The 22,337-nt window shown below is 70.5% G+C and carries 16 protein-coding genes and 2 pseudogenes (1 of these 18 only partly in view); 7 read left to right on the forward strand and 11 right to left on the reverse strand.

Going from position 1 to position 22,337, the window contains the following annotated elements; translation table 11 throughout:
* Nucleotides 1-159: 159 nt before the first annotated feature.
* Nucleotides 160-1,059 (reverse strand): 3-methyl-2-oxobutanoate hydroxymethyltransferase, encoded by a 900-nt coding sequence (gene panB / locus EJC77_RS06630; protein ID WP_125610873.1) that lies wholly within the window; start codon nucleotides 1,057-1,059, stop codon nucleotides 160-162.
* Between the two features lie 167 nt (nucleotides 1,060-1,226).
* Here panB and glnA (EJC77_RS06635) point away from each other — a divergent pair, with 167 nt between their 5' ends.
* Both glnA (EJC77_RS06635) and EJC77_RS06640 read left to right on the forward strand, forming a co-directional pair.
* On the forward strand, nucleotides 1,227-2,567 hold the full coding sequence (glnA, locus tag EJC77_RS06635; RefSeq protein ID WP_125610875.1) for a type I glutamate--ammonia ligase: 1,341 nt from the start codon (nucleotides 1,227-1,229) through the stop codon (nucleotides 2,565-2,567).
* A 9-nt stretch (nucleotides 2,568-2,576) separates the two neighbouring features.
* Nucleotides 2,577-5,624, forward strand: coding sequence for a bifunctional [glutamine synthetase] adenylyltransferase/[glutamine synthetase]-adenylyl-L-tyrosine phosphorylase (locus EJC77_RS06640; RefSeq protein WP_125610877.1), 3,048 nt, complete (start codon nucleotides 2,577-2,579; stop codon nucleotides 5,622-5,624).
* On the opposite strand, the gene EJC77_RS06645 is transcribed toward EJC77_RS06640, so the two are convergent.
* Nucleotides 5,615-7,111 carry an arylsulfatase gene (locus EJC77_RS06645; protein WP_125610879.1) on the reverse strand — a complete coding sequence of 499 codons (1,497 nt, stop codon included), beginning with the start codon at nucleotides 7,109-7,111 and terminating at the stop codon, nucleotides 5,615-5,617. The two genes, EJC77_RS06640 and EJC77_RS06645, sit on opposite strands and share 10 nt — an antisense overlap.
* 189 nt (nucleotides 7,112-7,300) lie before the next feature.
* On the opposite strand from EJC77_RS06645, the gene EJC77_RS06650 reads away from it, so the two are divergent.
* Both EJC77_RS06650 and EJC77_RS06655 read left to right on the forward strand, forming a co-directional pair.
* The gene (locus EJC77_RS06650) at nucleotides 7,301-7,528 is read left to right on the forward strand and encodes an AsnC family protein (protein WP_240629871.1); all 228 of its coding nucleotides are present in this window, start codon (nucleotides 7,301-7,303) and stop codon (nucleotides 7,526-7,528) included.
* On the forward strand, nucleotides 7,525-8,088 hold the full coding sequence (locus tag EJC77_RS06655) for a GNAT family N-acetyltransferase (protein WP_125610881.1): 564 nt from the start codon (nucleotides 7,525-7,527) through the stop codon (nucleotides 8,086-8,088). The genes EJC77_RS06650 and EJC77_RS06655 overlap by 4 nt, the downstream gene beginning before the upstream one ends.
* Nucleotides 8,089-8,114: 26 nt before the next feature.
* Here EJC77_RS06655 and EJC77_RS06660 read toward each other — a convergent pair whose 3' ends face one another.
* From EJC77_RS06660 to glnA (EJC77_RS06670), 3 genes are all read right to left on the reverse strand, one after another.
* Entirely contained in the window at nucleotides 8,115-8,378 is a 264-nt protein-coding gene (locus tag EJC77_RS06660) for a hypothetical protein (RefSeq protein WP_125610883.1), read from the reverse strand.
* Entirely contained in the window at nucleotides 8,371-9,774 is a 1,404-nt protein-coding gene (locus tag EJC77_RS06665) for a flotillin family protein (RefSeq protein WP_125610885.1), read from the reverse strand. The genes EJC77_RS06660 and EJC77_RS06665 overlap by 8 nt, the downstream gene beginning before the upstream one ends.
* A gap of 229 nt (nucleotides 9,775-10,003) precedes the next feature.
* On the reverse strand, nucleotides 10,004-11,428 hold the full coding sequence (glnA, locus tag EJC77_RS06670) for a type I glutamate--ammonia ligase (protein WP_125610887.1): 1,425 nt from the start codon (nucleotides 11,426-11,428) through the stop codon (nucleotides 10,004-10,006).
* A 198-nt stretch (nucleotides 11,429-11,626) separates the two neighbouring features.
* On the opposite strand from glnA (EJC77_RS06670), the gene EJC77_RS06675 reads away from it, so the two are divergent.
* The gene (locus EJC77_RS06675; protein ID WP_125610889.1) at nucleotides 11,627-12,064 is read left to right on the forward strand and encodes an RDD family protein; all 438 of its coding nucleotides are present in this window, start codon (nucleotides 11,627-11,629) and stop codon (nucleotides 12,062-12,064) included.
* A gap of 5 nt (nucleotides 12,065-12,069) precedes the next feature.
* Here EJC77_RS06675 and EJC77_RS06680 read toward each other — a convergent pair whose 3' ends face one another.
* The 3 genes and pseudogenes from EJC77_RS06680 to lipB form a co-directional block, all read right to left on the reverse strand.
* Complete coding sequence (locus tag EJC77_RS06680; protein WP_125610891.1) at nucleotides 12,070-12,828, reverse strand: DUF4191 domain-containing protein; 759 nt, start codon at nucleotides 12,826-12,828, stop codon at nucleotides 12,070-12,072.
* 32 nt (nucleotides 12,829-12,860) lie between these two features.
* A pseudogene (locus EJC77_RS06685) lies at nucleotides 12,861-13,737 on the reverse strand (lipoyl synthase).
* Nucleotides 13,734-14,414, reverse strand: a complete 681-nt coding sequence (gene lipB, locus EJC77_RS06690; RefSeq protein WP_125610893.1) for a lipoyl(octanoyl) transferase LipB — start codon at nucleotides 14,412-14,414, stop codon at nucleotides 13,734-13,736. The pseudogene EJC77_RS06685 and the gene lipB overlap by 4 nt, the downstream one beginning before the upstream one ends.
* Nucleotides 14,415-14,540: 126 nt before the next feature.
* Between lipB and EJC77_RS06695 the strand changes: the two genes are divergently transcribed.
* Together EJC77_RS06695 and EJC77_RS06700 are read left to right on the forward strand one after the other, a co-directional pair.
* Entirely contained in the window at nucleotides 14,541-16,028 is a 1,488-nt protein-coding gene (locus EJC77_RS06695; protein WP_125610895.1) for a serine/threonine-protein kinase, read from the forward strand.
* Nucleotides 16,029-16,083: 55 nt separating this feature from the next.
* Nucleotides 16,084-19,653, forward strand: coding sequence for a S41 family peptidase (locus tag EJC77_RS06700; RefSeq protein WP_125610897.1), 3,570 nt, complete (start codon nucleotides 16,084-16,086; stop codon nucleotides 19,651-19,653).
* A 60-nt stretch (nucleotides 19,654-19,713) separates the two neighbouring features.
* On the opposite strand, the gene EJC77_RS06705 is transcribed toward EJC77_RS06700, so the two are convergent.
* The 3 genes and pseudogenes from EJC77_RS06705 to sucB all read right to left on the reverse strand — a co-directional run.
* Complete coding sequence (locus EJC77_RS06705) at nucleotides 19,714-20,142, reverse strand: OsmC family peroxiredoxin (RefSeq protein WP_125610899.1); 429 nt, start codon at nucleotides 20,140-20,142, stop codon at nucleotides 19,714-19,716.
* Nucleotides 20,143-20,284: 142 nt separating this feature from the next.
* Complete coding sequence (locus tag EJC77_RS06710; protein ID WP_125610901.1) at nucleotides 20,285-20,635, reverse strand: hypothetical protein; 351 nt, start codon at nucleotides 20,633-20,635, stop codon at nucleotides 20,285-20,287.
* 87 nt (nucleotides 20,636-20,722) lie between these two features.
* Nucleotides 20,723-22,337, reverse strand: a pseudogene (gene sucB, locus EJC77_RS06715) (2-oxoglutarate dehydrogenase, E2 component, dihydrolipoamide succinyltransferase) (it continues 83 nt past the right edge of the window).

The following is a 22,337-nucleotide window of genomic DNA, read 5'->3' on the forward strand; positions in this document are numbered from 1 at the left end:
CCCCGATGTCCTGGCACGCGACGGGTCCGGTGTCCTGTGGCTCTACCCCGGCAATGGCACCGGCGGGTGGCTGCCCCGCGTCCGGGTCGGCCCGGGCTGGAATGCCATGGACGCGATCTTCTGACATGCGGGCTCGGCGGCCCGGGCCGTNCCTCAATGCTAGAACGTGTGCTCCGGGCCCGGGAAGACGCCCGCGCGCACGTCGTCGCCGTACGCCTTGGCCGCCTCCGCGAGGATGCTGCCCAACTGGGCGTATTGCTTGACGAACTTCGCCATCTTGCCGGGGCGCAGGCCGGCCATGTCCTGCCATACGAGCACCTGGCCGGTGGTGCCGTTGCCGGCGCCGATGCCGATCGTGGGCACGTCGACCGCGGCCTCCACGGCGGCGGCCGCCACCGCGGGCACCATTTCCATCAGCACACAGAACGCGCCCGCCTCGGCCAGCGCCACGGCGTCGTCAATCAACTGCTGGGCCGCATCGCCGCGGCCCTGCACGCGGTAGCCGCCGAGCACATGCTCGCTCTGCGGCGTGAAGCCGATATGCGCCATGACGGGGATGCCGGCGGCGGTCATCGCCCGGACGGTCGGTGCGTAATGCGCCCCGCCCTCCATCTTCACGGCGTGCACCAGGCCCTCCTTCATCAGGCGCACGGACGAGGCGATGGCCTGTTCGGCGGACGCCTCGTAGCTGCCGAACGGCAGGTCGGCCACGACCAGGGCACGCTTCGCGCCCGATGTGACGGCGCGGGAGAAGATGATCATCTCGTCCAGCGTGATCGGCAGCGACGTCTCATTGCCCAGCACGTTGTTCGACGCCGAGTCGCCCACCAGCAGCACCTCGATGCCGGCCTCGTCGAAAATCTGGGCGGTGTACTGGTCGTAGGCGGTGAGCATGGCGAACTTCCGCCCGTCCCGCTTCGCCGCCCGCAGATGGTGCGTGCGGATGCGGGTCGTGGCACCAGGAATGCCGTGCACGGGGGCGCCATACGGGGCGGGCTGCTCGGCGGGGACCGGCCCGCTCGGGGACGTGGCCGGTTCGGGGCTGGAGGTAGGTGCCATGAACACGAGCTTAATACCAACGCGGGGGCGCCCAAATTCGTCCCGGCCGCGCCCGCGCTGAGTAGAGTTGGGGGAAGGCCGCCGACCGGTGCCCCGACCCGGTGCCCTGACACTGTGCAAAGAAAATCTGTGCAATGAAAATCTGTGCAAAGAAAAGAGGCCCCTGCATGGACCGTCAACAAGAGTATGTGCTGCGCACCATCGAGGAGCGTGACGTCCGGTTCGTCCGGCTCTGGTTCACCGACGTCGTCGGCAGCCTGAAGTCCGTGGCACTGGCGCCCGCCGAGGTCGAGGGCGCGTTCGAGGAGGGGCTCGGCTTCGACGGCTCCGCCGTGGAGGGCCTGGCCCGCGTGTTCGAATCCGACATGCTCGCCCAGCCGGACCCCACCACGTTCGAGATCCTGCCGTGGCGCGGCGAAACCGAACAGACCTCGCGCATGTTCTGCGACATCCTCACCCCCGACGGTGAACCGTCCGCGGCCGACCCCCGGCACGTGCTCAAACGGTCCCTGGCCAAGGCCGCCGACATGGGCTTCACCTGCTACACGCACCCGGAGATCGAGTTCTACCTGCTCAAGTCCGCCGAACCCGGCCCGGACGGCGTACCGGTGCCCGTGGACCAGGCCGGCTACTTCGACCACGTCCCCGGCGGGGTCGCCCAAGACTTCCGCCGCACCGCCGTCACCATGCTGGAGAAGGTGGGCATCTCCGTCGAGTTCAGCCACCACGAGGGCGGCCCCGGCCAGAACGAGATCGACCTGCGCTACGCCGACGCGCTGCAGACCGCGGACAACATCATGACGTTCCGCACCGTCATCCGCGAGGTCGCCATCCAGCAGGGCTCCTACGCCACGTTCATGCCCAAGCCGTTCACCGACCACCCCGGCTCCGGCATGCACACCCACTTCTCGCTGTTCGAGGGCGACACGAACGCCTTCCACGAGGCAGGTGCCGAATACCAGCTCTCCAAGACGGCCCGGCAGTTCATCGCCGGCATCCTGCGCCACGCGCCCGAGTTCACGGCCGTGACGAACCAGTTCGTGAACTCGTACAAGCGCCTGTGGGGCGGGGGAGAGGCGCCCAGCTACCTGTCGTGGGGCCACAACAACCGCTCCGCCCTGGTCCGTGTGCCGCTGTACAAGCCGGGCAAGTGGCAGTCCGCGCGGGTCGAATACCGCGGCATCGACTCGGCCGCCAACCCCTACCTCGCCTACGCCGTGCTGCTCGGCGCCGGGCTGAAGGGCATCGAGGAGGGCTACGAGCTGGGCCCCGCCGCGCACGAGGACATCGCCGCGCTGTCCGCCGGCGAGCGCCGCGCACTCGGCCACGACCCGCTGCCGTCCAGCCTGCATGACGCCGTCCGCCAGATGGAGGAGTCCGAGCTCATGCCGGAGATCCTCGGCGAGCAGGTGTTCGAGTACTTCCTGCGCAACAAGCGGGCCGAATGGCAGGACTACCGGCTGCAGGTGACCCCGTTCGAACTCCGGCGCTACCTGGGAGTGCTGTAGGGGCGGCCCATGAGTTCCATCACACGCACCCTCATCGGCAACGGCTTCTCCGACCTGGAAAAGAGCGCACGCTTCCTGGCCGCCGGCGAACTCGAGGGCCTGGACCGGGACGCCCTGTTCGCCGGGCTTGCCCTGGCCAACGACCCCGACATGGCGCTGCAGTCGCTCGTGTGGCTCATCGGCGCCGCCCCGGAGGTGGCACAGCGGCTGCCGCGCGCCGGTGCCGCCGTTGACCGGAGGAACGACGACGACGACGGCGCGTCCCCGAACGAGGCCCTGTTCCGGTTGCTCGGGGCCTCCCAGGCGCTCGCCGAATTCCTGGTCCGGAACCCCGGGCACCTCGACGTGCTGGACACGCCGATCTCCGCCGAGCCGGCCGCCGTGACCGGTGCGGCACTGCGCACCTCGCTGCTGCGCGCGGTCGGCGCGGACCCGGCGTCGGACCTCCCGGTCGCGGCACTCACCGGCACCGAGGCCTACACCGCGCTGCGCACCCAATACCGTCGGCACCTGACCGACCTGGCCATCCGCGACCTGTGCGCGGCATCCCCGCTGGATGTCATGCCGCAGGTCGGGGCCGAGCTGGCCGACCTGGCCGCCGCCGCGCTCGACGCCGCCCTCGCCGTCGCCCGGGCCGAGGCCGCCGACACGCACGGCGCCGACGCCGTGGCGCGCGTGCGGGTCGGCATCGTCGGCATGGGCAAGAGCGGTGCCCGAGAACTGAACTACATCTCCGACGTCGACGTGATGTACCTGGTGGACGGCGGCGCCGACGAGGCCGAGGCCATCACGATCGGCACCGCACTGGCCGCCGGCATCTCCCGTGCCGTCAACTCCCCGGGCCGGGAGCCGGCCCTGTGGGAGGTCGACGCGAACCTGCGCCCCGAGGGCAAGGACGGGCCGCTGGTGCGCACGCTCGACTCCTACCTGGCCTACTACCGGCGCTGGGCGCACAGTTGGGAGTTCCAGGCGCTGCTGAAGGCCCGGGCCATGGCCGGTGACCTGACGCTGGGGGCGGCGTTCGAGGAATCCGTGGCGCCGCTGATCTGGACGTCCTCGGAGCGCGACGGGTTCGTCGAATCGGTGCAGGCCATGCGCCTGCGCGTCACCGAGCACATCCCCGCCGCCGAGGCCGGACGGCAGCTCAAGCTCGGCAAGGGCGGGCTGCGCGACGTCGAGTTCACCGTGCAGCTGCTGCAACTGGTGCACGCCAAGGCGGACGAATCGCTGCGGCCGCGCGCGACGACCGCCGCCATCACCGCGCTCATGCGCGCCGGGTACATCGGGCGCACCGACGCGCACGCCCTGGACGAGTCGTACCGGTACCTGCGGGTGCTCGAGCACCGGATCCAGCTGCGGCACCTGCGCCGCACCCATCTGATGCCCGTCGCCGAGGAGGAGCTGCGCTCGCTCGCGTGCGCCGTCGTCGGCCCCCTGCGGCTCAAACGTCCCGGCGCCGACGCGCTGCTGGAGCACTGGCACAGGGTGAAGCGTCGTGTGCGCGACCTGCACGAGAACATCTTCTACCGGCCCATCCTGGCCCAGGCCGCGCACCTGAGCGCCGACGACGTGCAACTCACCCCGGATGCGGTGCAGGCGCGACTGGCCGCCCTGGGCTATCGCGACGCGGTCGGCGCCACACGGCATATCCAGGCGCTGATCGGCGGGGTCAGCCGGCGCGCGGCGCTGCAACGCCAGCTGCTGCCGGTGCTGCTGGACTGGCTGGCGCAGGGCGTGGACCCCGACGCCGGGCTGCTCGGCTTCCGCCGCGTCAGCGAGGCGCTGGGCACCTCGCACTGGTACCTGGGCATGCTCCGCGACCACCAGGCCGCGGCGGAGCGGCTGTGCCACGTGCTCTCCAGCTCCCGGTTCATCACCGACCTGCTGGAGGTGTCCCCGGAGGCCACGGCCTGGCTGGGCAACGACAAGGAACTGGTGCCGCTGACCTTCGAAGCGCAGTGGCAGGAGATCCAATCCAAGATGTCCCGGCACCCGGATCCGGCCGACGCGATCCGGCTCATCCGGCTGATCCGGCGCCGTGAGACGCTGCGCATCGCCGTGGCCAACAGTTCCGGGCTGCTCGACGTCGACAAGGTCGCCGCCGCGCTCAGCGACGCCGACCAGGCGGCCATCCTGGGCGCCCTGCTCGTGGCCGAGGCGGACGTGTACGGGGATTCGCCGCCCAAGACGCGTGTTCTCGTCGTCGCCATGGGGCGCCAGGGCGGACGCGAGAACGGCTACGACTCCGACGCCGACGTGCTGTATGTGCACCGGGCGCTGCCCGGTGCGGACGCCGACGAGGCCCAGCAGCAGGCCCGCGCCATCGTGGCCAAGCTCTCGGCCCTGCTGACCCAGCCGCTCAAGCCGGCCATCCAGGCCGAACGCGTGCTGGTCCTGGATGCGGCGCTGCGGCCGGAAGGCCAGCAGGGGCCGTTGGTGCGCTCGCTGGAGGCCTACCGCGAGTATTACGCCCGCTGGTCGCTGCCGTGGGAGACGCAGGCGCTGCTGCGGGCCCGCCCCATGGCCGGGGCCGACGACCTGGCCGCCGACTTCATGGCGCTCGTGGACGCCATCCGGTACCCGGCCGGTTTCGGCGAGGCCGACGGGCGCGAGATCCGGCGCATCAAGGCCCGGGTCGAGTCCGAGCGACTGCCGCGCGGGGCCGACCCCGCCCGGCATGTGAAGCTGGGACGCGGCGGGCTCAGCGACGTCGAGTGGCTGGTCCAGCTCATCCAGCTCCAGCACGCCCACGAGGTGCCGGGCCTGCGCAGCACGTCGACGATCGCGGCGCTGCATGCGGCCCGCGACGCCGGACTGGTCGCCTTCGACGATGCCGAACAGCTGGAGGACGCGTGGCGGCTGGCCTCCCGGGTCCGCAACGCGAACGTCATCTGGACGGGGCGCACCTCCGATACCCTGCCGTCCTCACGCGCCGACCTGGAGGCCGTGGCCCGCTGGTGCGGGTACGAACCGGGTGCGGCGAGCCGGTTCGAGGAGGACTACCTGGGCGTCACCCGCCGGGCCCGGGCCGTGTTCGAGCGCGTGTTCTACGGCTGATCGTCCGGGTTGGCGTGTCTCAGCCGTTCCCGGGCGTGCGCCAGCATGCTCACGACGGCGGCGCCCGGGACCAGGTCGCGGTCCTGTACGAAGCCCTCCTCCCGGCCGGTGAGGTCGGCGATGAGCCGGCCGCGCCAGAGCTCGCGCAGCTCCCGGTGCGCGGGGTCCTGGGCCAGGTTGTGCAGCTCGTGCGGGTCGGCGTCGAGGTCGAAGAGTTCCTCGGTGCCCCACGCCGACGCCCACAGGTACTTCACGTGCCCGTCCGTCACCCACTGCAGGGATTGGCCGAAATACACGTGCTCGCCGTGCAGCCATGCCCGCCAGGGGGCATCGATGGGCCGATCGGCGCCGGGCAGGAAGCGGGCCAGTGACCGCCCGTCGCAGGAGTCCGGCACGGGCACCCCGGCGAGATCCAGCAGCGTCGGCATGATGTCACGCAACTCCACGACCTCATCGACGACGGTACCGGCCGGCGCGGCGCCGTCCGGCGTGGCGATGATCAGCGGCACCCGGGCGGAGCCCTCGTAGCCGACGGCCTTGCGGTAGAAGTCGTGGTCGCCAAGCATCTCGCCGTGGTCGGAGGTGAATGCGATGATGGTGTTCTCGCTCAGGCCGAACTCCGCCAGCGCCTCGAACACGCGGCCCAGCTGCAGGTCCAGATGCGTCATGAGTCCGTAGTAGCCGGCGCGCGCACGGCGCGTCACCGCCTCCGGCAGCGTGCCGAAGGCGGTCTGGTGGTAGCCGTCGCGACGCACCGACCCGTAGTGGTGCACCCAGTCGCCCACGCGCCGCTCGACGGCCGGCAGGTCGAGGTACATGTCCATGGCCCAGGCCGGCGGATCGTAGGGCGGGTGCGGCCGGTGGAAGGACAGGTACAGGAAGAACGGCCGGGTCGGGTCCCGGCGGTACAGCCACTCGATGGCCTCGGACGCGGCCCACGACGTCGGGTGCAGCCGCTCGGGCTTGTCCCACGGGCGGGCTGCCGTCGAGTTGCAGCCGGCACCGTGGTCGAAGTACTCCTCGTCCGGGCTCACACCGGGCTGGCGGCGCAGCCACGGCACGTAGTCGTCGAAGAACTTGAAGTCGCGGCGGTGCTCGCGCCGGGCGTGGTGCAGAAAGCCGTCGTGCAGCACGACGTCGTCGAACCCGACCCGGCTGCGCTCCGGGTACACGTGCAGCTTGCCGATGGCCTGGGTCTGGTAGCCGGCCTTGCGGAACTCGCCCTGCAGCGTGACGGGGTGGACGACGTCGAACGGCAGGCCCTCCTCGTAGCCGACCCGTCCGTGCCTCTCCTGCGACTGGCCGGTGAACAGCGCCACGCGCGCCGGCACGCAGGTGGGCGTGGCCGAATAGGCGTGCCGGAACCGGGCGCCCCTGCCGGCCAGCTCGTCCAGGTGCGGCGTCTGCACGTGCGGGTGGCCCTCGGCGGACAAGCAGTCGCCGCGCCATTCGTCGGCGCAGATCAGGATCACGTTCGGTCGGCTCATGAATCCACTATCACACGGCCAATGCCCTCCCAATGCGACGCTCCCGCAGGAGTGGGGTGTTCCGAACAACGCTTTGTGAGAATCGGTCCGCGACCCGGCGCCGGAACGGCCCATGACCGGGTGGACAAGAGGAGACGGTCTTGAACGTCGGCAGGTCAACTTTCATTGTCGCCAGAAATGTGGTCAACTATGGTTGACTTCATGGAGGTGGATCGGTTGAAGACGCTGGTTGGTTCGATGGACGGCAAGGGCCCGGCGGAAATGCTCGGGGCGGTGGCCGAGGCGCGCAAGGAGCTCGCCCGGGTGGAAAGCGAGACCGTGCTGCGGGCGCGCCAGGCTGGGCTGTCGTGGGAGGCCATCGCGCTGTGCCTGGGCGTCAGCAAGCAGGCCGTGCACAAGAAATACGGCAAGCGGTGACGTCCGACGGCGACATCGCGGTGGTGCCGCTGCGCACGGCGCCGCCGGACGAGCGACCCCGTCTGGTCCGGGCCATCACCGGGTTGCAGCTGGCTCCCGGGCAGGAAGAATTCGTGGGGAACCCGCCGGCCATGGTCGACGCGGCGCTGGCCGACCCGCAACGCCACCCGTTCGCGATCGTGACCGCTGCCGGCGTCGTGGGAATGGGCGTGTTGCACGTCGACGGCGCCGCCGACGTCGGATGGCCCGATCCGTCCGAGGTCGTGCTGCTGCGGGGATTCCTCATTGACAGGGGCCTGCAGGGCCGCGGCTACGGCACCTCCGCCACGGAACGGGCCTTCCATGCGGCGGCCCACCTGGTGGGCCGGCTCGGCCTGCCCGCGCGCGGGGTGGTGCTCGGCGTGAACGAGCGGAACCATTCCGGGCAGCGGGCCTATGCGCGGGCCGGGTTCGCGGACACGGGGCGGCGCTTCCTGGGGGGCTCGGGCGCCCAGATCATCATGCTCCGAGCTTTCGAACACACTGCATGCGGCCTCCCGGCCCAAGTAGGGCGCGGTTAAGCACGCATTTCGGGGCGATTTGGTGCTTAACCGCGCCCTGGTTCGTCTCCGGGACCGTGCTTGAGCTCGTCGGGCAACGTGTCCACATAGACGGTTTGGGGCGGTTCGAAGTAGATGACGAGCACCTGGTCCCCGACGGGAAAGACGCTCGTGTTGTCGTAGGGATGGGCGTGGAAGGCGGTCGTGCCGCCGTGAAACGGCAACATGACCTCGCCGATGCTGCCGGGTTCGATGCGGCCGGTGACGCGGCCAACCTTGCCGGTCAGGCTCCGATCCACGTTCCTATGCATTCGGCGGATCCGTCGGCCGTTTGGAGATGTCCTTCCCGTCCTTCAGGGCGGACGTCAGGGCCGGGAGGAAATTGCCGACCTGTGCCAGGATCCCGCCGACCATGCTGTTGATGCCCTCGCCGCCGTTGAGGACGGTGAGCTGGCCCACGTGGGCGAACGGCTCGGCCGCCGCCGCGACGATGGCCGGCATGTTCTCGGCCATCTGCTGGGAGATGACGGCGTCCTGGTTGGTTGCCAGTGCCTCGGCGCGGGCCTTGATGCCGTCCGCCTCGGCCAGCGCCTTGGCCTTGATGGCGGAGGCGGTGGCATCACCACGCGCCGAGGTGGCCGCGGCCTCCGCTTCACCGGTCAGCCGGGTCGCCCCGGCGGTGGCTGCCGCGGCCGTGGCGTTGGCCTGCGCCTCGAGTTCGGTCTTCCGGGCCCGTGCCTCGGCGGCACTGATGTCGGCGGCTTTTTGCGCCTCCGCTTCCGTGCGTTGGGCGTAGGCCCGCGCGTCGGCCGGCTTGCGAACCGTCGTCTGGAGCTTCTGCTCCTCGCGGTCCGCCTCCAGCTTGGCAACCTCGGTTTCCTGCACCACCACCTGTTGGCGGGCCGTAGCCTCGGCAAGGGGGCCGGCCTGGGCCGCATTGGCCTGCGCCCGTTCGGCGTTGGCCGCCGCGGCGGCCTGCTGGATCGCGGAGACGCTTTGGGCATCGGCAATCAGGGCGGCCGCCTCGGCCTCCCGTTCCGCGGCCTCACGGTTTCGTGTGGCCTCGGCGATCCGGGCCTCCATCTTGACCTGGGCAATATGCGGTTTGGCCAGGTTTTGGATGTAGCCGGTGGGATCCTGCAGGTCCTTGATCTGCAGCGAATCGACCACCAGGCCCAGTTTCTCCATTTCAATGCCGCTGGCGCTGCGCACCTGCTGGGCCAGCTTGTCGCGCTCACGGATGATCTCCTCGATGGTCATGCTGCCGATGATCGAGCGCAGGTGGCCTTCAAAGACGTTGTAGACCTGGCTTTCCATCTTCGGCTGCTGGCCCAGGAATCGCCTCGCGGCATTGGCGATGAACGGTGTGGAGTCACCGATCTTGAAGATGACAACACCCTCGACCACCACCTGGATGCCCTGGGACGTGACGCAGGAGACCTGGAGCTCCGTCTCGTTCAGCGTCAGCGACAGGGTCCGCACGGTTTGGAGCCCCGGGAGCACGAATGCCCCCTTGCCGGTGACGATCTTGAAGTCCATGCCGTCGACGGTCCCGGGATTTCCCCGGGTGAAGCCCGAGATGATGAGCGCCTCGTTTGGTTCCGCCACATGCCACATCAACTTCACGGCGACCCGGACCACCACAATGACAATGAGGACCGCGATGATGATGACAATGAGCGGGATAAATGCTGAAAGATCTGGCATGACCGGGTCCTTTGAGAACGATACCGACACCTTTGAGACATCCCTTTCCCGACTGTCTCCTGCTCCAAAGCGTAGACCCGGTTCAGCGCCTTGTTACCCTCCAGGATGGGTATCCTTGGCTTTGGCCGACCCACCCGGCCCGGATCATTGTTGACCGGGGCACAGACAAAACGGCCGGCCACCTCGGGAAGGTGACCGGCCGTCGTCGTGCTTGGGGTTACATCGGGGATCAGCAGCCGTAGTAGAGCTCGAACTCGTACGGGTTCGGGCGCAGCGTCAGCGGCTTGATCTCGTTCTCGCGCTTGAACTCGATCCACGTGTCGATCAGGTCCTGCGTGAACACGCCGCCGGCCTGCAGGAAGTCGTTGTCGTTCTCCAGGGCGGTCAGGGCCTCCTCGAGCGTCTCCGGGGCCTTCGGGATGTCCTTGGCCTCTTCCGGCGGCAGCTCGTACAGGTCCTTGTCGATCGGCGCGGGTGGCTCGATCCGGTTGCGGATGCCGTCAATGCCGGCCATCAGCTGCGCGGCGAACGCCAGGTACGGGTTGCCGGACGGGTCCGGGGCGCGGAACTCGAGGCGCTTGGCCTTCGGGTTCGAGCCGGTGATCGGGATCCGGATGCCGGCGGAGCGGTTGCCCTGCGAGTACACCATGTTCACCGGGGCCTCGAAGCCCTTGACCAGGCGGCGGTAGGAGTTGACGGTCGGGTTCGTGAACGCCAGCACGGCCGAGGAGTGCTTGAGCAGGCCGCCGATGTACCAGCGGGCCAGGTCGGACAGGCCGGCGTAACCCTTCTCGTCATAGAACAGCGGGGATCCGGCGCTCCACAGCGACTGGTGGCAGTGCATGCCCGAGCCGTTGTCGCCGAAGACCGGCTTCGGCATGAACGTGACCGACTTGCCCTGCGCCCAGGCCGTGTTCTTGATGACGTACTTGAACTTCTGCAGGTCGTCGGCAGCGTGCACCAGGGTGTTGAACTTGTAGTTGATCTCGGCCTGGCCGGGGGCGCCGACCTCGTGGTGCGAACGCTCCACGGACAGTCCGGCGGCGTCCAGCTCGAGGCACATGGCGTCGCGCAGGTCGGCCTGGTGGTCGATCGGGGCCACGGGGAAGTAGCCGCCCTTGACGGCCGTCTTGTAGCCGAGGTTGCCGTCGGCTTCCTCACGGCCGGTGTTCCAGTTCGCCTCCTCGGAGTCGATCTTGTAGAACGAACCCTGCGGGCTGGATTCGTACTGGACGTTGTCGAACACGAAGAACTCGGCCTCGGCACCGAAGAACGCGGTGTCGGCGATGCCGGTGGAGGCCAGGTACGCCTCGGCCTTCTCGGCCACGCCGCGCGGGTCGCGGTGGTACGGGTCCCCGGTGCGCGGGTTGACGATCGAGAAGTTCAGCGCGAGCGTCTTCTCCTTGCGGAACGTGTCCACGAACGCGGTGGTGGGGTCCGGGATGAGCTGCATGTCGGACTCGGCGATGCCCTGGAAGCCGCGGATCGACGAGCCGTCGAACAGCTGGCCGTGGACGAAGAAGTCCGCATCGACGGTGCCGGCCGGGACGTTGAAGTGCTGCTGGACGCCGGGCAGGTCGGTGAAACGGATATCGACGAACTTCACATCTTCGTCTTTGATGAACTTGAGGACTTCGTCCGCGTTCTTGAACATCTATGCTCCTTACGCATAAGGTCTTCTCCGCCAGTGCCGCCTGGCTGCGGGATTTCCGGCCCACTGGGGCGCGGGCAACGGGTCCACAGTAACGAGGCGGCATTAACCGGTCGTGTCGGAATTGTTTCCGGCGTGTTACACGCGCCGATCCACCCGAGCGATGCCAACCGCCGGCCCCCACGCCGGTAGGCTTAAGGGGTGGTTGATCGCAAAGACTTGGGATCCTGGCTCGAAGGCCCGGACACCTCCAATATATCCAAGTACCCGGGCGAGCGCCTCGGCCTGCCCGAAACGGGGCCCGGTTCCTTGGCGCGTGCCGGCCGGCGCATCCTGGCCATCTGCATCGATTGGGGGCTTTGCTACCTGATCGCCTACGCGTTCCTCGGCGCGAATTCGATGGCCGTGCTGGGGCTCTTCCTCGTGGAGCAGATGGTCCTGGTTGGCACGCTGGGCTACAGCGTGGGGCACCGGATCGCCGGGATCCGTGTGGTGAGGGCCGACGGCGGTCCGGCAGGCCTGCTCGCGGGCGTGGTTCGCGCCGTGCTGCTGTGCCTGTTCATCCCGGCCGTGATCACGGACGCCGACCACCGCGGCCTGCACGACAAGGCGATGAACACGATGCTCATCCGGCGCTGAGGCCGTCAGCGTCCCTTGGAGGCCTTGCGGTCGGGCCGTGCCTTGTACGGGTCGATGCCCTTGGGGATCGGCAGCTTGTTCCCCAGCGAGGAGATGCGCTTGTTCACGGCACCGACCTCGACCTTCGTCAGCTCGGGCTTGAGCTTGCCCATCGCCTTCGCGACCTTCGCGATCGGCACCTGGCCCTCGCCGCGGCCCGTCTCGATGACGTGCACGGTGACGTTGGGCAGGATCCGGGAAAGCTTGCGCCGTTCGGCGTCAACGAGCGACTTGATGCGTGTGGACGGGCCCTCGGTGACGAGCACGACGCCGGGGCGGCCGATGGCGCGGAAGATGACGTCCTGACTGCGCGGGTTCACGGCGACGGGCTGTTCCTCGACGATCCAGCCGCGGCGCAGTGCGCCCAGCGCGGCACCGGCGGCACCGGGCTTGCCCTCGATCTGCGCGTAGGCGGCGCGTTCGGCCCGGCGCGAGAGGATCAGCATGGCGGCGAGCAGGCCCAGCGGGATGCCGACCAGCAGGCCGGTGATCCAGGAGTGCAGCAGGAATCCGATGCCGAGGCACACGGCGATGATGCCCAGGAACGCGAGCAACATCAGCCACGGCACGTTCGGGTCCTGCCGGCGGGTCATCGTGAAGATGTCCACCATCTGCTTGACGCGGCCGGGCTTCTTGTCCTTGGCGCCCTCTTTCGGGCGGCGGGAGAACAGGGACCGCTTCGGCTCGCCGGCGGGGGACTGTGCGTTGTTCGAGGATTTGGCCATAGTGGTTTAATTCTAGCCGGAAATACCGGCTGCTACTGCGCCGCGACCACGGTCGCCGCTTCCTGCCGCGTGTGCCCGGCGTCCTCGATGCCCTCGGCGATGTGCGCCAGGTGTTCGGGGATGTTCCGGCCCTTCTTGCGCATGGCGGTGGCCCAGAGCCGGCCGGCCCGGTAGGAGGAGCGCACCAGCGGCCCGGACNCGCCTCGGCGGCCAGCTCGACGAATTCGGCCGGCTTGACCCAGCGGTCCACCGGCAGGTGCCGTTCGGAGGGGCGCAGGTACTGGGTGATGGTGACCAGGTCGGTGCCTGCGTCGTGCAGGTCGGCCAGCGCCTGCGAGATCTCCTCGCGGGTCTCGCCCATGCCCAGGATCAGGTTGGACTTGGTCACCATGCCCGCCGCCCGGCCCNGCGAACACCTCGGGGGCGGACTCGCAGATCGCGGCGATGTGCTCCGGCTTGCCGGAGAAGTCCGGGATCAGCAGCTCGACCCCGGTGTTGGGGTTCAGCTCGTGGATCTTGCGCACCGTCTCCGCATAGAGCCACACGCCCTCGTCCTCGAGGTCGTCGCGGGCCACCCCGGTCACGGTCGCGNTTCATCTGCACCACGGAGCGGGCCACCTTCGTCGGCTCGAACCGGTCCAGCGGGGACGGCTTGCCGGTGTCGATCTGGCAGAAGTCGCAGCGGNAAAACGTCGCCTCCCGGTCCTCCCAGCATTCGAAGATGTTCGGACAGCCCGCCTCCTCGCACACCGTGTGCAGGCCCGCCCCCCTGACCAGGTTCTTCATCCCGATGTACTCCGGGCCCAGGGAGACCCTCGCCTTCATCCACTCGGGCTTGCGCTCGACCGGGACGGCCCTGTTGCGCTGTTCAACGCGCAGCAGCCGCCGGCCCTCGGGTGCCAAGGTCACGGGAGAACTCCTTCGGTGGACGGTGCGTGGTCGGTGATGAGGGGCGCCAACTGCCGGCGGGCCTCGGCGATAAAGCGCGGCAGCAGGTCGGCCGGGGACACGTCGACACCGGTTTCGGCGGCGATCGTGGTGGTCCCGGCGTCGGTGATGCCGCAGGCGATGATCTGGGCGTACGGGGCCAGGTCGTTGTTGGCGTTGATGGCGACCCCGTGCATGGTCACCCCGTCGTGGACGCGGATGCCAATGGCGGCGATCTTGCGTTCCGGTCCGCGATCGTCGGCCGGCAGCCAGATGCCGGCCCGGCCGCCGACCCGGGTGCCGGTTACGCCGAACCCGGCCAGCGTGTCGATGATGATCTGTTCGAGCACGTGGACGTACTCGCGGATGGCGTGCGAGTCGAGTAACCGCACGATCGGGTACGCCACGAGTTGCCCGGGACCGTGCCAGGTCAGCTTGCCGCCACGGTCGACGGCGACGACGGGCGTGCCGTCGAAGGGGCGTTCGTGGTCTTCGGTCCGCTTGCCGGCCGTGTAGACGGCGGCATGCTCGAGCAGCAGGACGGTGTTGGCGCCGGTGCCGGAGACGACGGCGTCGTGCAGCTGCCGCTGCAACCGCCAGGCCGCGTTGTAATCCACCAAATCCGGGGCGAACCCCAGTTCCGAAAACTCAAGAGTCATGGGTACCAGCCTAGACTCGTGCACGCCTCGGCGATAAATCCGCGCCGCGCGGCGACGGCCATCCGTAACGTGGCGGCCTGTGGATAACTTTGCGCGGCCCGGCGCGGATTGGGCTATCACTGGTGTATGGAAGAAATGGACGACGGCGGGGGCCCGGGTGCGCCCGATATCCCCGGTCACGATGTGGTGCGGCCGCTCGGCCGCGGGGCCGGGGCGAGCGTGTGGCTGGTCCAGCCGCACCGCGGCGGCCCGGCGTTGGCCGCCAAATGCTTCCCGGCCGGGTTCGGCGCGGCGCCGGGCGGCGGCGACCAGCTGGAGCGTGAGTGGCGGATCCTCTCGGGCCTCGAGCACGAGCACCTGGTCCGGGTGCACGGCGTGGTGCCGCTGCCCGGCGGCGGCACGGCCGTGCTCATGGACTACGCCGCCGGCGGGTCGCTGCGCGGGCTCGTGGCCGCGGCCGGGCCATTGTCGGTGGGGCGGGCCGTGACCGTCCTGACCCCGCTGGCGCAGGCGTTGTCGTTCCTGCACGGGCAGGGGATCGTGCACGGCGACGTGTCGCCGGCCAATGTGCTGCTCACCGCCCAGGGCAAACCGGTGCTCGCCGACCTGGGCCTGGGCCGGGTGGCGGGGGAACGCCACGTGTCCGGCGGCGGCACGGCCGGGTTCGCCGCGGACGCCGACGCGGTGGCCACGGCACGTTCGGACGTGTATGCCGCGGCGGCGGTCGGCTGGTTCGCGCTCACGGGCCGCGTCCCGGAGCCGACACCGGAGCGGCCGCCGTTGCCCGCAATCATCCCGGACGTGCCGGCGGAGTTGGCGGCCGCCCTGGAGGCCGGGCTCAGCGCGGACCCGGCCCTGCGGCCGACGGCGGCCGCCCTCGCACAGGCCGTGTATCGCAGCGCGCGGGCCGAGGCGCTGGACCTGGCCGCTGTCGTGCACCCGAGCGTGCTGCCCGACCTGCCCACCAGGCGGCCGCAACCGGCGCACGGCACCGGCCTGCCGGGACGGAAGCCGCGGGGTTCCCGGCGACGGGGTGCGGGACGGCACCGTCGGGCCTGGGTGCGCGCCGTCGTCGTGCTCGGCACGATTGCCGCCGCGGGCGTCGTCCTGGCGGCCGTGCTGTGGCCGAACCCGACGCCGGCACCGCCGCCGACGGCTCCACCGGCGGCGGCCGGCAAACAACTCGCCGTGCCGGCGGCCGTCCGCGCCAATTTGGCGTCCGCCGACCCGGGCGTTGCCCTCGGCGCGCTGGCCTGGCTGCGGTCGTATGCGCTGCAGACGGGACAATTCGGCCTGCTGGACTCCGTCAACGCGGCCGGATCGCCTGCCATGGCCGCCGACAAGGACCTCGCGGCGCGGCTGGCGAAATCCGGGCATGGCTACAACGGCCTGGACACCACGGTTGAACACGCCGTCGTCGTCGGCCCCACGGGCGGGGGCACGGCCATGGTGACCGTGCAGGCGACGATCGTGACGGGACCCTATGCGGAGCAGGACGCGGCCGGCGCCGTCGTCTACTCACAGCCCGGCCCACAAAAGCACCCGCTGCGCTTCGTGTTGGCCAGGGACGGCACGGGGTGGCGCATTCACGACATCCGGGAGGCAGCCAAATAGCGGGCCCGGGGCGGCGTAACGCCGGCGCGTCCGCGGCTCTGGCTAGGATGCTTTCATGACGTCTTCGAGCTATCTGAGGTATCCGCACCTGCATGCCGACCTGGTCACGTTCGTGGCCGAGGATGACGTGTGGCTCGCCCCGCTGTCCGGCGGCCGCGCCTGGCGGGTCTCCGCGTCCCGGCTGCCCGCCCGCAATCCACGGTTCTCCCCGGACGGGGCCACCCTGGCATGGACCGTTGTGCGCGGCGCCGCCCCCGAGGTCGTGACCACCCCCGTGGACGGCGGCGACACGACCCGCCTGACCTATTGGGGGCACGCGTCGACGAAGACCCGCGGGTTCACGGCGGCGGGCGACGTGCTGGTCACCAGCGCGTTCGAACAACCGGACGCCCGGCTGGCCTGGGCCTACGCGGTCCCCACGGACGGCGGACCGGCGCGCCGGCTGCCGTTCGGGCCGCTGGACTCGCTGGCGTTCGGCCCGCGGGTCGGCGACGAGCGACCCGTGGTCCTCGGCTCCGTGCTGTCGCGCGAACCGGCCGCCTGGAAGCGGTACCGTGGCGGCACCGGCGGCAAGCTGTGGCTTGACAACGACGGCTCGGGCGACTTCGAACGGCTGGCCGCGGAACTGGACGGCAACCTGTGCGACCCGATGTGGGTGGGGGAGAGGATCGCGTTCCTGTCCGACCACGAGGGTCACGGCAACCTGTACTCACTCCGCCCCGACGGCTCCGGCCTGCGCCGGCACACCGACCACGAAGGACACTACGTCCGGCACGCCGCCACCGACGGCACCCGGATCGTGTTCGAGTCCGCCGGCAACCTGTTCCTGCTCGCCTCCCTGGACGCCGAACCCGTGCAGCTGCAGATCACGCTCGGTTCCGCCTCCGCCCAGCGCCAGCCGGTCCTGCTGGATGCGGCCGGGCACCTCGGCGACGTCGTGCCGACGCCGGACGGGCGCGCCAGCGTCGTCGAGGCCCACGGCACCGTGCACCGGGTCACGCACAAGGACGGTCCGTCCCGTGTCATCGAGGCCACGCCGGGCGTGCGTGCGCGCCTGGCCAGGCCGGTCGGCGACGAGCGCATCGCGTACATCGCGGACCACGACGGCGTCGAGGCGCTCTACGTCACGTCCGTCGGCGGCCCCGCACCGGTTCCGGAGCCGGCCGGCGCGCCCGCCCCAGCCGTGCCGGAACCGGCCGTGCCGGAAGCCGATGAGGACCTGCCGCGGCCCGTCGCCGCGGCGGCCGTGAACGGCACCGAGGTGCGGGCCGCCGCCGGGGTCTCGACGGACTCGACCGCCGAGGGGTCGACGGGCTCGACCGCCGGAACGGTGATTGAGCCTGTCGAAATCCCGGAGTCCTTGGTCTCGACGAGCTCGACCACCGGGGTCTCGACAGGCTCGACCACCGGGGTCCCGAACTCGACCACCGGGGAAGTCCTCCGGCGGATCGAGCTGCCCGGCGGTGCCCGGGCCGCGGAACTCGTGGCCAGCCCGGACGGGGCGTTGGTTGCCATCGGCACCGAATACGGTGACGTCTGGCTGGTCGACGTGTCCACCGGGTCGGTGCGCGAGGTCTCGCACACCGACATCGGCTCCGTCGATGAGCTCGTCTTCAGCCCGGATTCGGCCTGGCTGGCCTGGATCGAGCCGGTCACGGCCGAGGCCGGGCGCTCGAAGCTGCGCCTGCTCGAGGTGGCGGGCCCCGCCGATGTCCTCGACGCCACCGACGGCCGGTTCGACGACTTCAGCGCCGACTTCACCCCCGATGGCAAGTACCTGGCGTTCCTGTCCCGGCGCAGCTTCGACCCCGTGTACGACACGCACGCGTTCGACATGGCGTTCCCGGCCTCGACGAAGCCCTACCTGCTGGCCCTGGCGGCCGGGACGCCGTCGCCGTTCGGCCCGCACCCGGATGGCACCCCCGCCGACCCGTCGCCCGCCGGTGGCCGCCCCGGGGAAAAAGCCGGGCAGAAGGCCACGGAGTTGGCAGCGGAGTCGGCGGTGCCGCCGGTCGTCGTCGACCGGGAGGCGCTGGGTTCGCGCGTCATCGCCGTGCCGGTCCCGCAGGGGCGGTACACGGCCCTCTCGGCCACGGACGGTGCGCTGTTGTGGCTGGTGGACAGCGGCGAGGGCGTCACGGGCGACGGGCTGGCCCGGGCCGGCGCCGAGCCGACGGCGCACCGCCTCGAACGGTTCGAGCTGGCCACGGCCAAGACCACCACGATCGTGGCGGAACTGGACCGCTACCGGCTCAGTGGTGACCGGTCCCAGGTCGTGGCGGTCAGGGAATCCACCGTGACCGTCCGCCCGGCCGGCGCGGACGGCAACGCCGGCAAGGACAACCACGATGCGGTCGAGGTCGACCTGGGCCGGATCCGGGTCCGGCTCGACCCCGTCCGGGTGTGGGGCCAGGCGTTCGAGGAGGCCTGGCGTTTGCAGCGCGATTTTTACTACACGCCGGACATGGCCGGCACCGACTGGCAGGCGTCGCTGGAGCGGTACCGGCCCGTCGTCGAACGGCTCGGCAGCCACGACGACCTCGTCGACCTGCTGTGGGAGCTGCACGGCGACCTGGGCACCTCCCACGCCTATGTCGACCCGAAGCCGGTCACGGAGGCCGGCGCCGGCGAGCAGGGCAAGCTGGGGGCCGAGTTCGAGACCGTCGCCGACGGCGCCGTCGTGACCCGCATCCTGGCCGGCGAGACTTCCGATCCGCAGGCCTACTCGCCGCTGCTGGCACCCGGGGTGGCCGTGCGCGCCGGCGATGTGATCGAGGCCGTCAACGGCGTCCCCGTCCCGGCCGCCGGCATCGACGTGTTGCTGGCCGGCACCGCCGGCACGGTCGTTGAACTGGACGTCCGGAGTGCGGCGGACGGTGACGGGCAGCGGCGCCGGCGCGTCGCCGTCGTCCCTCTCAAGAGCGAGGAGCGGCTGCGCTACCAGGAATGGGTGGCCGCCAACCGGGCCGTGGTCCGGCAGGCGTCCGCCGGCGCGTTCGGGTACCTGCACATCCCGGACATGCAGGCGCGCGGCTGGGCGCAGCTATTCCGCGACCTGGACACCGAGTCGGCGTTGGATGCGCTGGTGGTCGACGTGCGGCGCAACCGCGGCGGGCACACCTCCCAGCTCGTGGCCGACATGCTGGGCCGGCGCATGGACGCCTGGGCGCTGGCCCGCGGCCAGCAAAGTGAGATCTATCCGGCGCAGGCCCCGCGTGGGCCGGTCGTCATCCTGGCCGACGAGTTCGCCGGATCGGACGGCGACATCATCACGGCCGTGTCGAAGCTGCGCGGCATCGGCCCCGTCGTGGGGATGCGGACGTGGGGCGGGGTTGTCGGCATCGACGGGAAGTTCACGCTGGCCGACGGCACCGGGGTGACCCAGCCGCGCTACGCGTTCTGGTTCCGGGACGGGGCCGGGTTCTCCGTGGAGAACTACGGAGTGGACCCCGACATCGCGGTGCCGTTCCCGCCGCATGACCATGCGGCCGGCAACGACCCGCAGCTGGCCGCAGCGGTCGGCGTGCTGCTCGAAATGCGGCAGGAGATCCCGACGGTCCGCCCGCCGGAGCTGGCCGGGTACCGCACCGTGGCCCCCGGCGCGCTGCCGCCGCGGCCGAGCTGAGACAAGGAAGGGCCCCGGACTGTGATCCAGTCCGGGGCCCTTCGCTTCGCCTTGGTGCGGCTACGCGTCGAGCGTGGCGTCCAGCGTGATCGCCACGCCGGTCAGCGCGGCCGAGACGGGGCAGCCGGCCTTGGCGCCGTCGGCGATGCGGGCGAACTCGTCCTGGGACAGGCCGGGGATCTTGGCGGCCAGCGTCAGGTGGCTGCCGGTGATGCCCTCGCCGGGCTGGAACGTCACGGCCGCGGACGTGTTCACATAGTCGGCGGCGTGGCCCTCCTCGCTGAGCGCGTTGCTGAACGCCATGGCGAAGCAGGACGCGTGGGCGGCGGCGATGAGCTCCTCCGGGCTCGTCTTGCCCTCGGCGACGTCCGCGCGGGCCTTCCAGGTGATGTCGTAGGTGCCCAGGCCGGAGGAGTCCAGGGTTACCTGGCCCTTGCCGGTGGGGAGGTCGCCGATCCAGCCGGCGTGGGCGTTGCGGGTCGTAGCCATGAAAACTCCTTCGTTCGTGATGCTCTGGTTCGTGCCGGTGCCGCAGTGGGCAGACAGGTTCCAGCCTATGTGGTGCCGGCCCCATGTCCATTTCGTCCCGTCACATGGACGCTCGTCGGGCGGACGCGGGTGGCAGGGGTGACTACTGCCAGATCGTGGCCACACCGATGTTGATCAGCGCCATGCCGCCGACGGCGTGGGCCAGGCCGGTGGGAACGACCTGGCCCGCCTTGGCCTTGCGGTAGCCCAGGATGGCCGCGACGAGGACCACGATGGCGATGACGAGCTTCACGGTGATCTTGACGTAGTTCAGATCCGTGTGCGTGGCGCCGGCGACGCCGACGAGGGCCAGGCCCGTCACGAGCTGGGCGATGGCACCCCACAGCTGGATGGGCAGCACCGTGGGCTTCTTGAAGAAGGCGAACCAGCCGCCGACGATCGCGGCCGCGCCGAGGACGTGCAGGAAAACCAGGATGTTCATAACAATAGTCATGGTCGTAGCTTAGCGACAAAGTGTCAACAAGACACAAAGGGCCGCCTTCCCTCGCGGGAAGGCGGCCCTTTGTGCCGTGCGGTGGTGCTACAGGCCCAGGTCGGCCTCGAACGCGCCACCCTCCAGACGTGCCTTGAGGGTCTGCAGGAAGCGTCCGGCGTCAGCGCCGTCCACCAGGCGGTGGTCGTACGTCAGGCACAGGTACATCATGTGGCGGATGGCGATCGTGTCGTCACCGTCGGCGTTGGTCACGACGACGGGGCGCTTGACGATCGCGCCGGTGCCGAGGATGGCGACCTGCGGCTGGTTGATGATCGGGGTGTCGAACAGGGCGCCGACGGAGCCGATGTTCGTGATCGAGAACGTGCCGCCGGACAGCTCGTCCGGGCCGATCTTGCCGCTGCGCGTGCGCGCGGCGACGTCGGCGATCTTCCCGGCCAGGCCGGCCAGGTTCAGGTCCCCGGCGTTGGAGATGACAGGAACCAGCAGGCCCTTGTCGGTGTCCACGGCGATCGCCAGGTGCTCGGCGTCGTGGTACGTGATCTCCTGGGTGTCCTCGTTGTACTCGGCATTCAGCTTCGGGTGCGCCTTGAGCGCCTCGGCGACGGCCTTGGCGATGAACGGCAGGAACGTCAGCTTCGTGCCGTTCGTGGCCGCGAAGGTGTCCTTCGCGGCGCTGCGCAGCTTGGCCACACGCGTCATGTCGATCTCGTGGACCTGCGTCAGCTGGGTCGAGATGTCCAGCGACTCGCGCATGCGGCGGGCGATGACCTGGCGGATCCGCGGGGCCTTCGCGGTGGTACCGCGCAGCGAGGAAGGCGCGGCGGCGGTGGTCGGGGCTGTCGGGGCAGCGGCGGCGGGTGCCGCGGACGGAGCGGCAACAACCTTCTTGGCCTCGGCCGCGGCGAGCACGTCCTGCTTGCGGATGCGTCCGCCAACACCGGACCCGGCGACGGCGGACAGGTCGACGCCGTGCTGGTTGGCCAGCTTGCGCACCAGCGGGGTGACGTAGCTGGACTCCGCGGCGGCCGCGGGAGCCGCAGCCGGGGTCTCGACGGGCGGGGCCGCCGGGGCCGGGGCGGCGGGGGTCGCGACGGGCGGGGCCGCGGCCGGTGCAGGCGGGGCGGCGCGGGTCTCGACAGGCTCGACCACCGGTGCGGCGGGAGCCGCAGCGGGGGCCGCCGGGGCGGCGGGCGCGCCGGAGCCCACGAGCGCCAGCACGGAGCCGACCTCGGCCGTCTCGTCCTCGGCCACGCGGATCTCCAGCAGGGTGCCGGCCACGGGGGACGGGATCTCGGTGTCGACCTTGTCGGTGGAGACCTCNCAGCAGCGGCTCGTCGACCGCGACGGAATCCCCGACGGCCTTCAGCCAACGGGTGACGGTGCCTTCGGTGACGGATTCGCCGAGGGCGGGCAGCGTGATCTCCTGGGCGTCACCGGCGGGGGTCTCGACAAGCTCGACCACCGGGGCGGGCTCGACCACCGGGACAGCCGCAGGTGCAGGGGTCTCGACAGGCTCGACCACCGGGGCGGCACCGTCGCCGGAGCCGATGCGCACCAGCGGTGCGCCGACCTCGGCCGTCTCGTCCTCGGCCACGAGGATTTCCTCGATGACACCAGCCACGGGGGACGGGATCTCGGTGTCGACCTTGTCGGTGGAGACCTCGAGCAGGGGCTCGTCAACCTCGACGCGGTCGCCGAC

This window comes from Specibacter cremeus (genome assembly GCF_003946885.1).
Classification (GTDB): Bacteria; Actinomycetota; Actinomycetes; order Actinomycetales; family Micrococcaceae; genus Specibacter; species Specibacter cremeus.

What these genes read in the sequence shown, in the direction of transcription:
- panB (WP_125610873.1), bottom strand. Translation starts at nt 1,059, where the DNA reads ATGGCACCTACCTCCAGCCCCGAACCGGCCACGTCCCCGAGCGGGCCG.
- glnA (WP_125610875.1), top strand. Translation starts at nt 1,227, where the DNA reads ATGGACCGTCAACAAGAGTATGTGCTGCGCACCATCGAGGAGCGTGAC.
- EJC77_RS06640 (WP_125610877.1), top strand. Translation starts at nt 2,577, where the DNA reads ATGAGTTCCATCACACGCACCCTCATCGGCAACGGCTTCTCCGACCTG.
- EJC77_RS06645 (WP_125610879.1), bottom strand. Translation starts at nt 7,111, where the DNA reads ATGAGCCGACCGAACGTGATCCTGATCTGCGCCGACGAATGGCGCGGC.
- EJC77_RS06650 (WP_240629871.1), top strand. Translation starts at nt 7,301, where the DNA reads ATGGTTGACTTCATGGAGGTGGATCGGTTGAAGACGCTGGTTGGTTCG.
- EJC77_RS06660 (WP_125610883.1), bottom strand. Translation starts at nt 8,378, where the DNA reads ATGCATAGGAACGTGGATCGGAGCCTGACCGGCAAGGTTGGCCGCGTC.
- EJC77_RS06665 (WP_125610885.1), bottom strand. Translation starts at nt 9,774, where the DNA reads ATGCCAGATCTTTCAGCATTTATCCCGCTCATTGTCATCATCATCGCG.
- glnA (WP_125610887.1), bottom strand. Translation starts at nt 11,428, where the DNA reads ATGTTCAAGAACGCGGACGAAGTCCTCAAGTTCATCAAAGACGAAGAT.
- EJC77_RS06680 (WP_125610891.1), bottom strand. Translation starts at nt 12,828, where the DNA reads ATGGCCAAATCCTCGAACAACGCACAGTCCCCCGCCGGCGAGCCGAAG.
- lipB (WP_125610893.1), bottom strand. Translation starts at nt 14,414, where the DNA reads ATGACTCTTGAGTTTTCGGAACTGGGGTTCGCCCCGGATTTGGTGGAT.
- EJC77_RS06695 (WP_125610895.1), top strand. Translation starts at nt 14,541, where the DNA reads ATGGAAGAAATGGACGACGGCGGGGGCCCGGGTGCGCCCGATATCCCC.
- EJC77_RS06700 (WP_125610897.1), top strand. Translation starts at nt 16,084, where the DNA reads ATGACGTCTTCGAGCTATCTGAGGTATCCGCACCTGCATGCCGACCTG.
- EJC77_RS06705 (WP_125610899.1), bottom strand. Translation starts at nt 20,142, where the DNA reads ATGGCTACGACCCGCAACGCCCACGCCGGCTGGATCGGCGACCTCCCC.
- EJC77_RS06710 (WP_125610901.1), bottom strand. Translation starts at nt 20,635, where the DNA reads ATGACTATTGTTATGAACATCCTGGTTTTCCTGCACGTCCTCGGCGCG.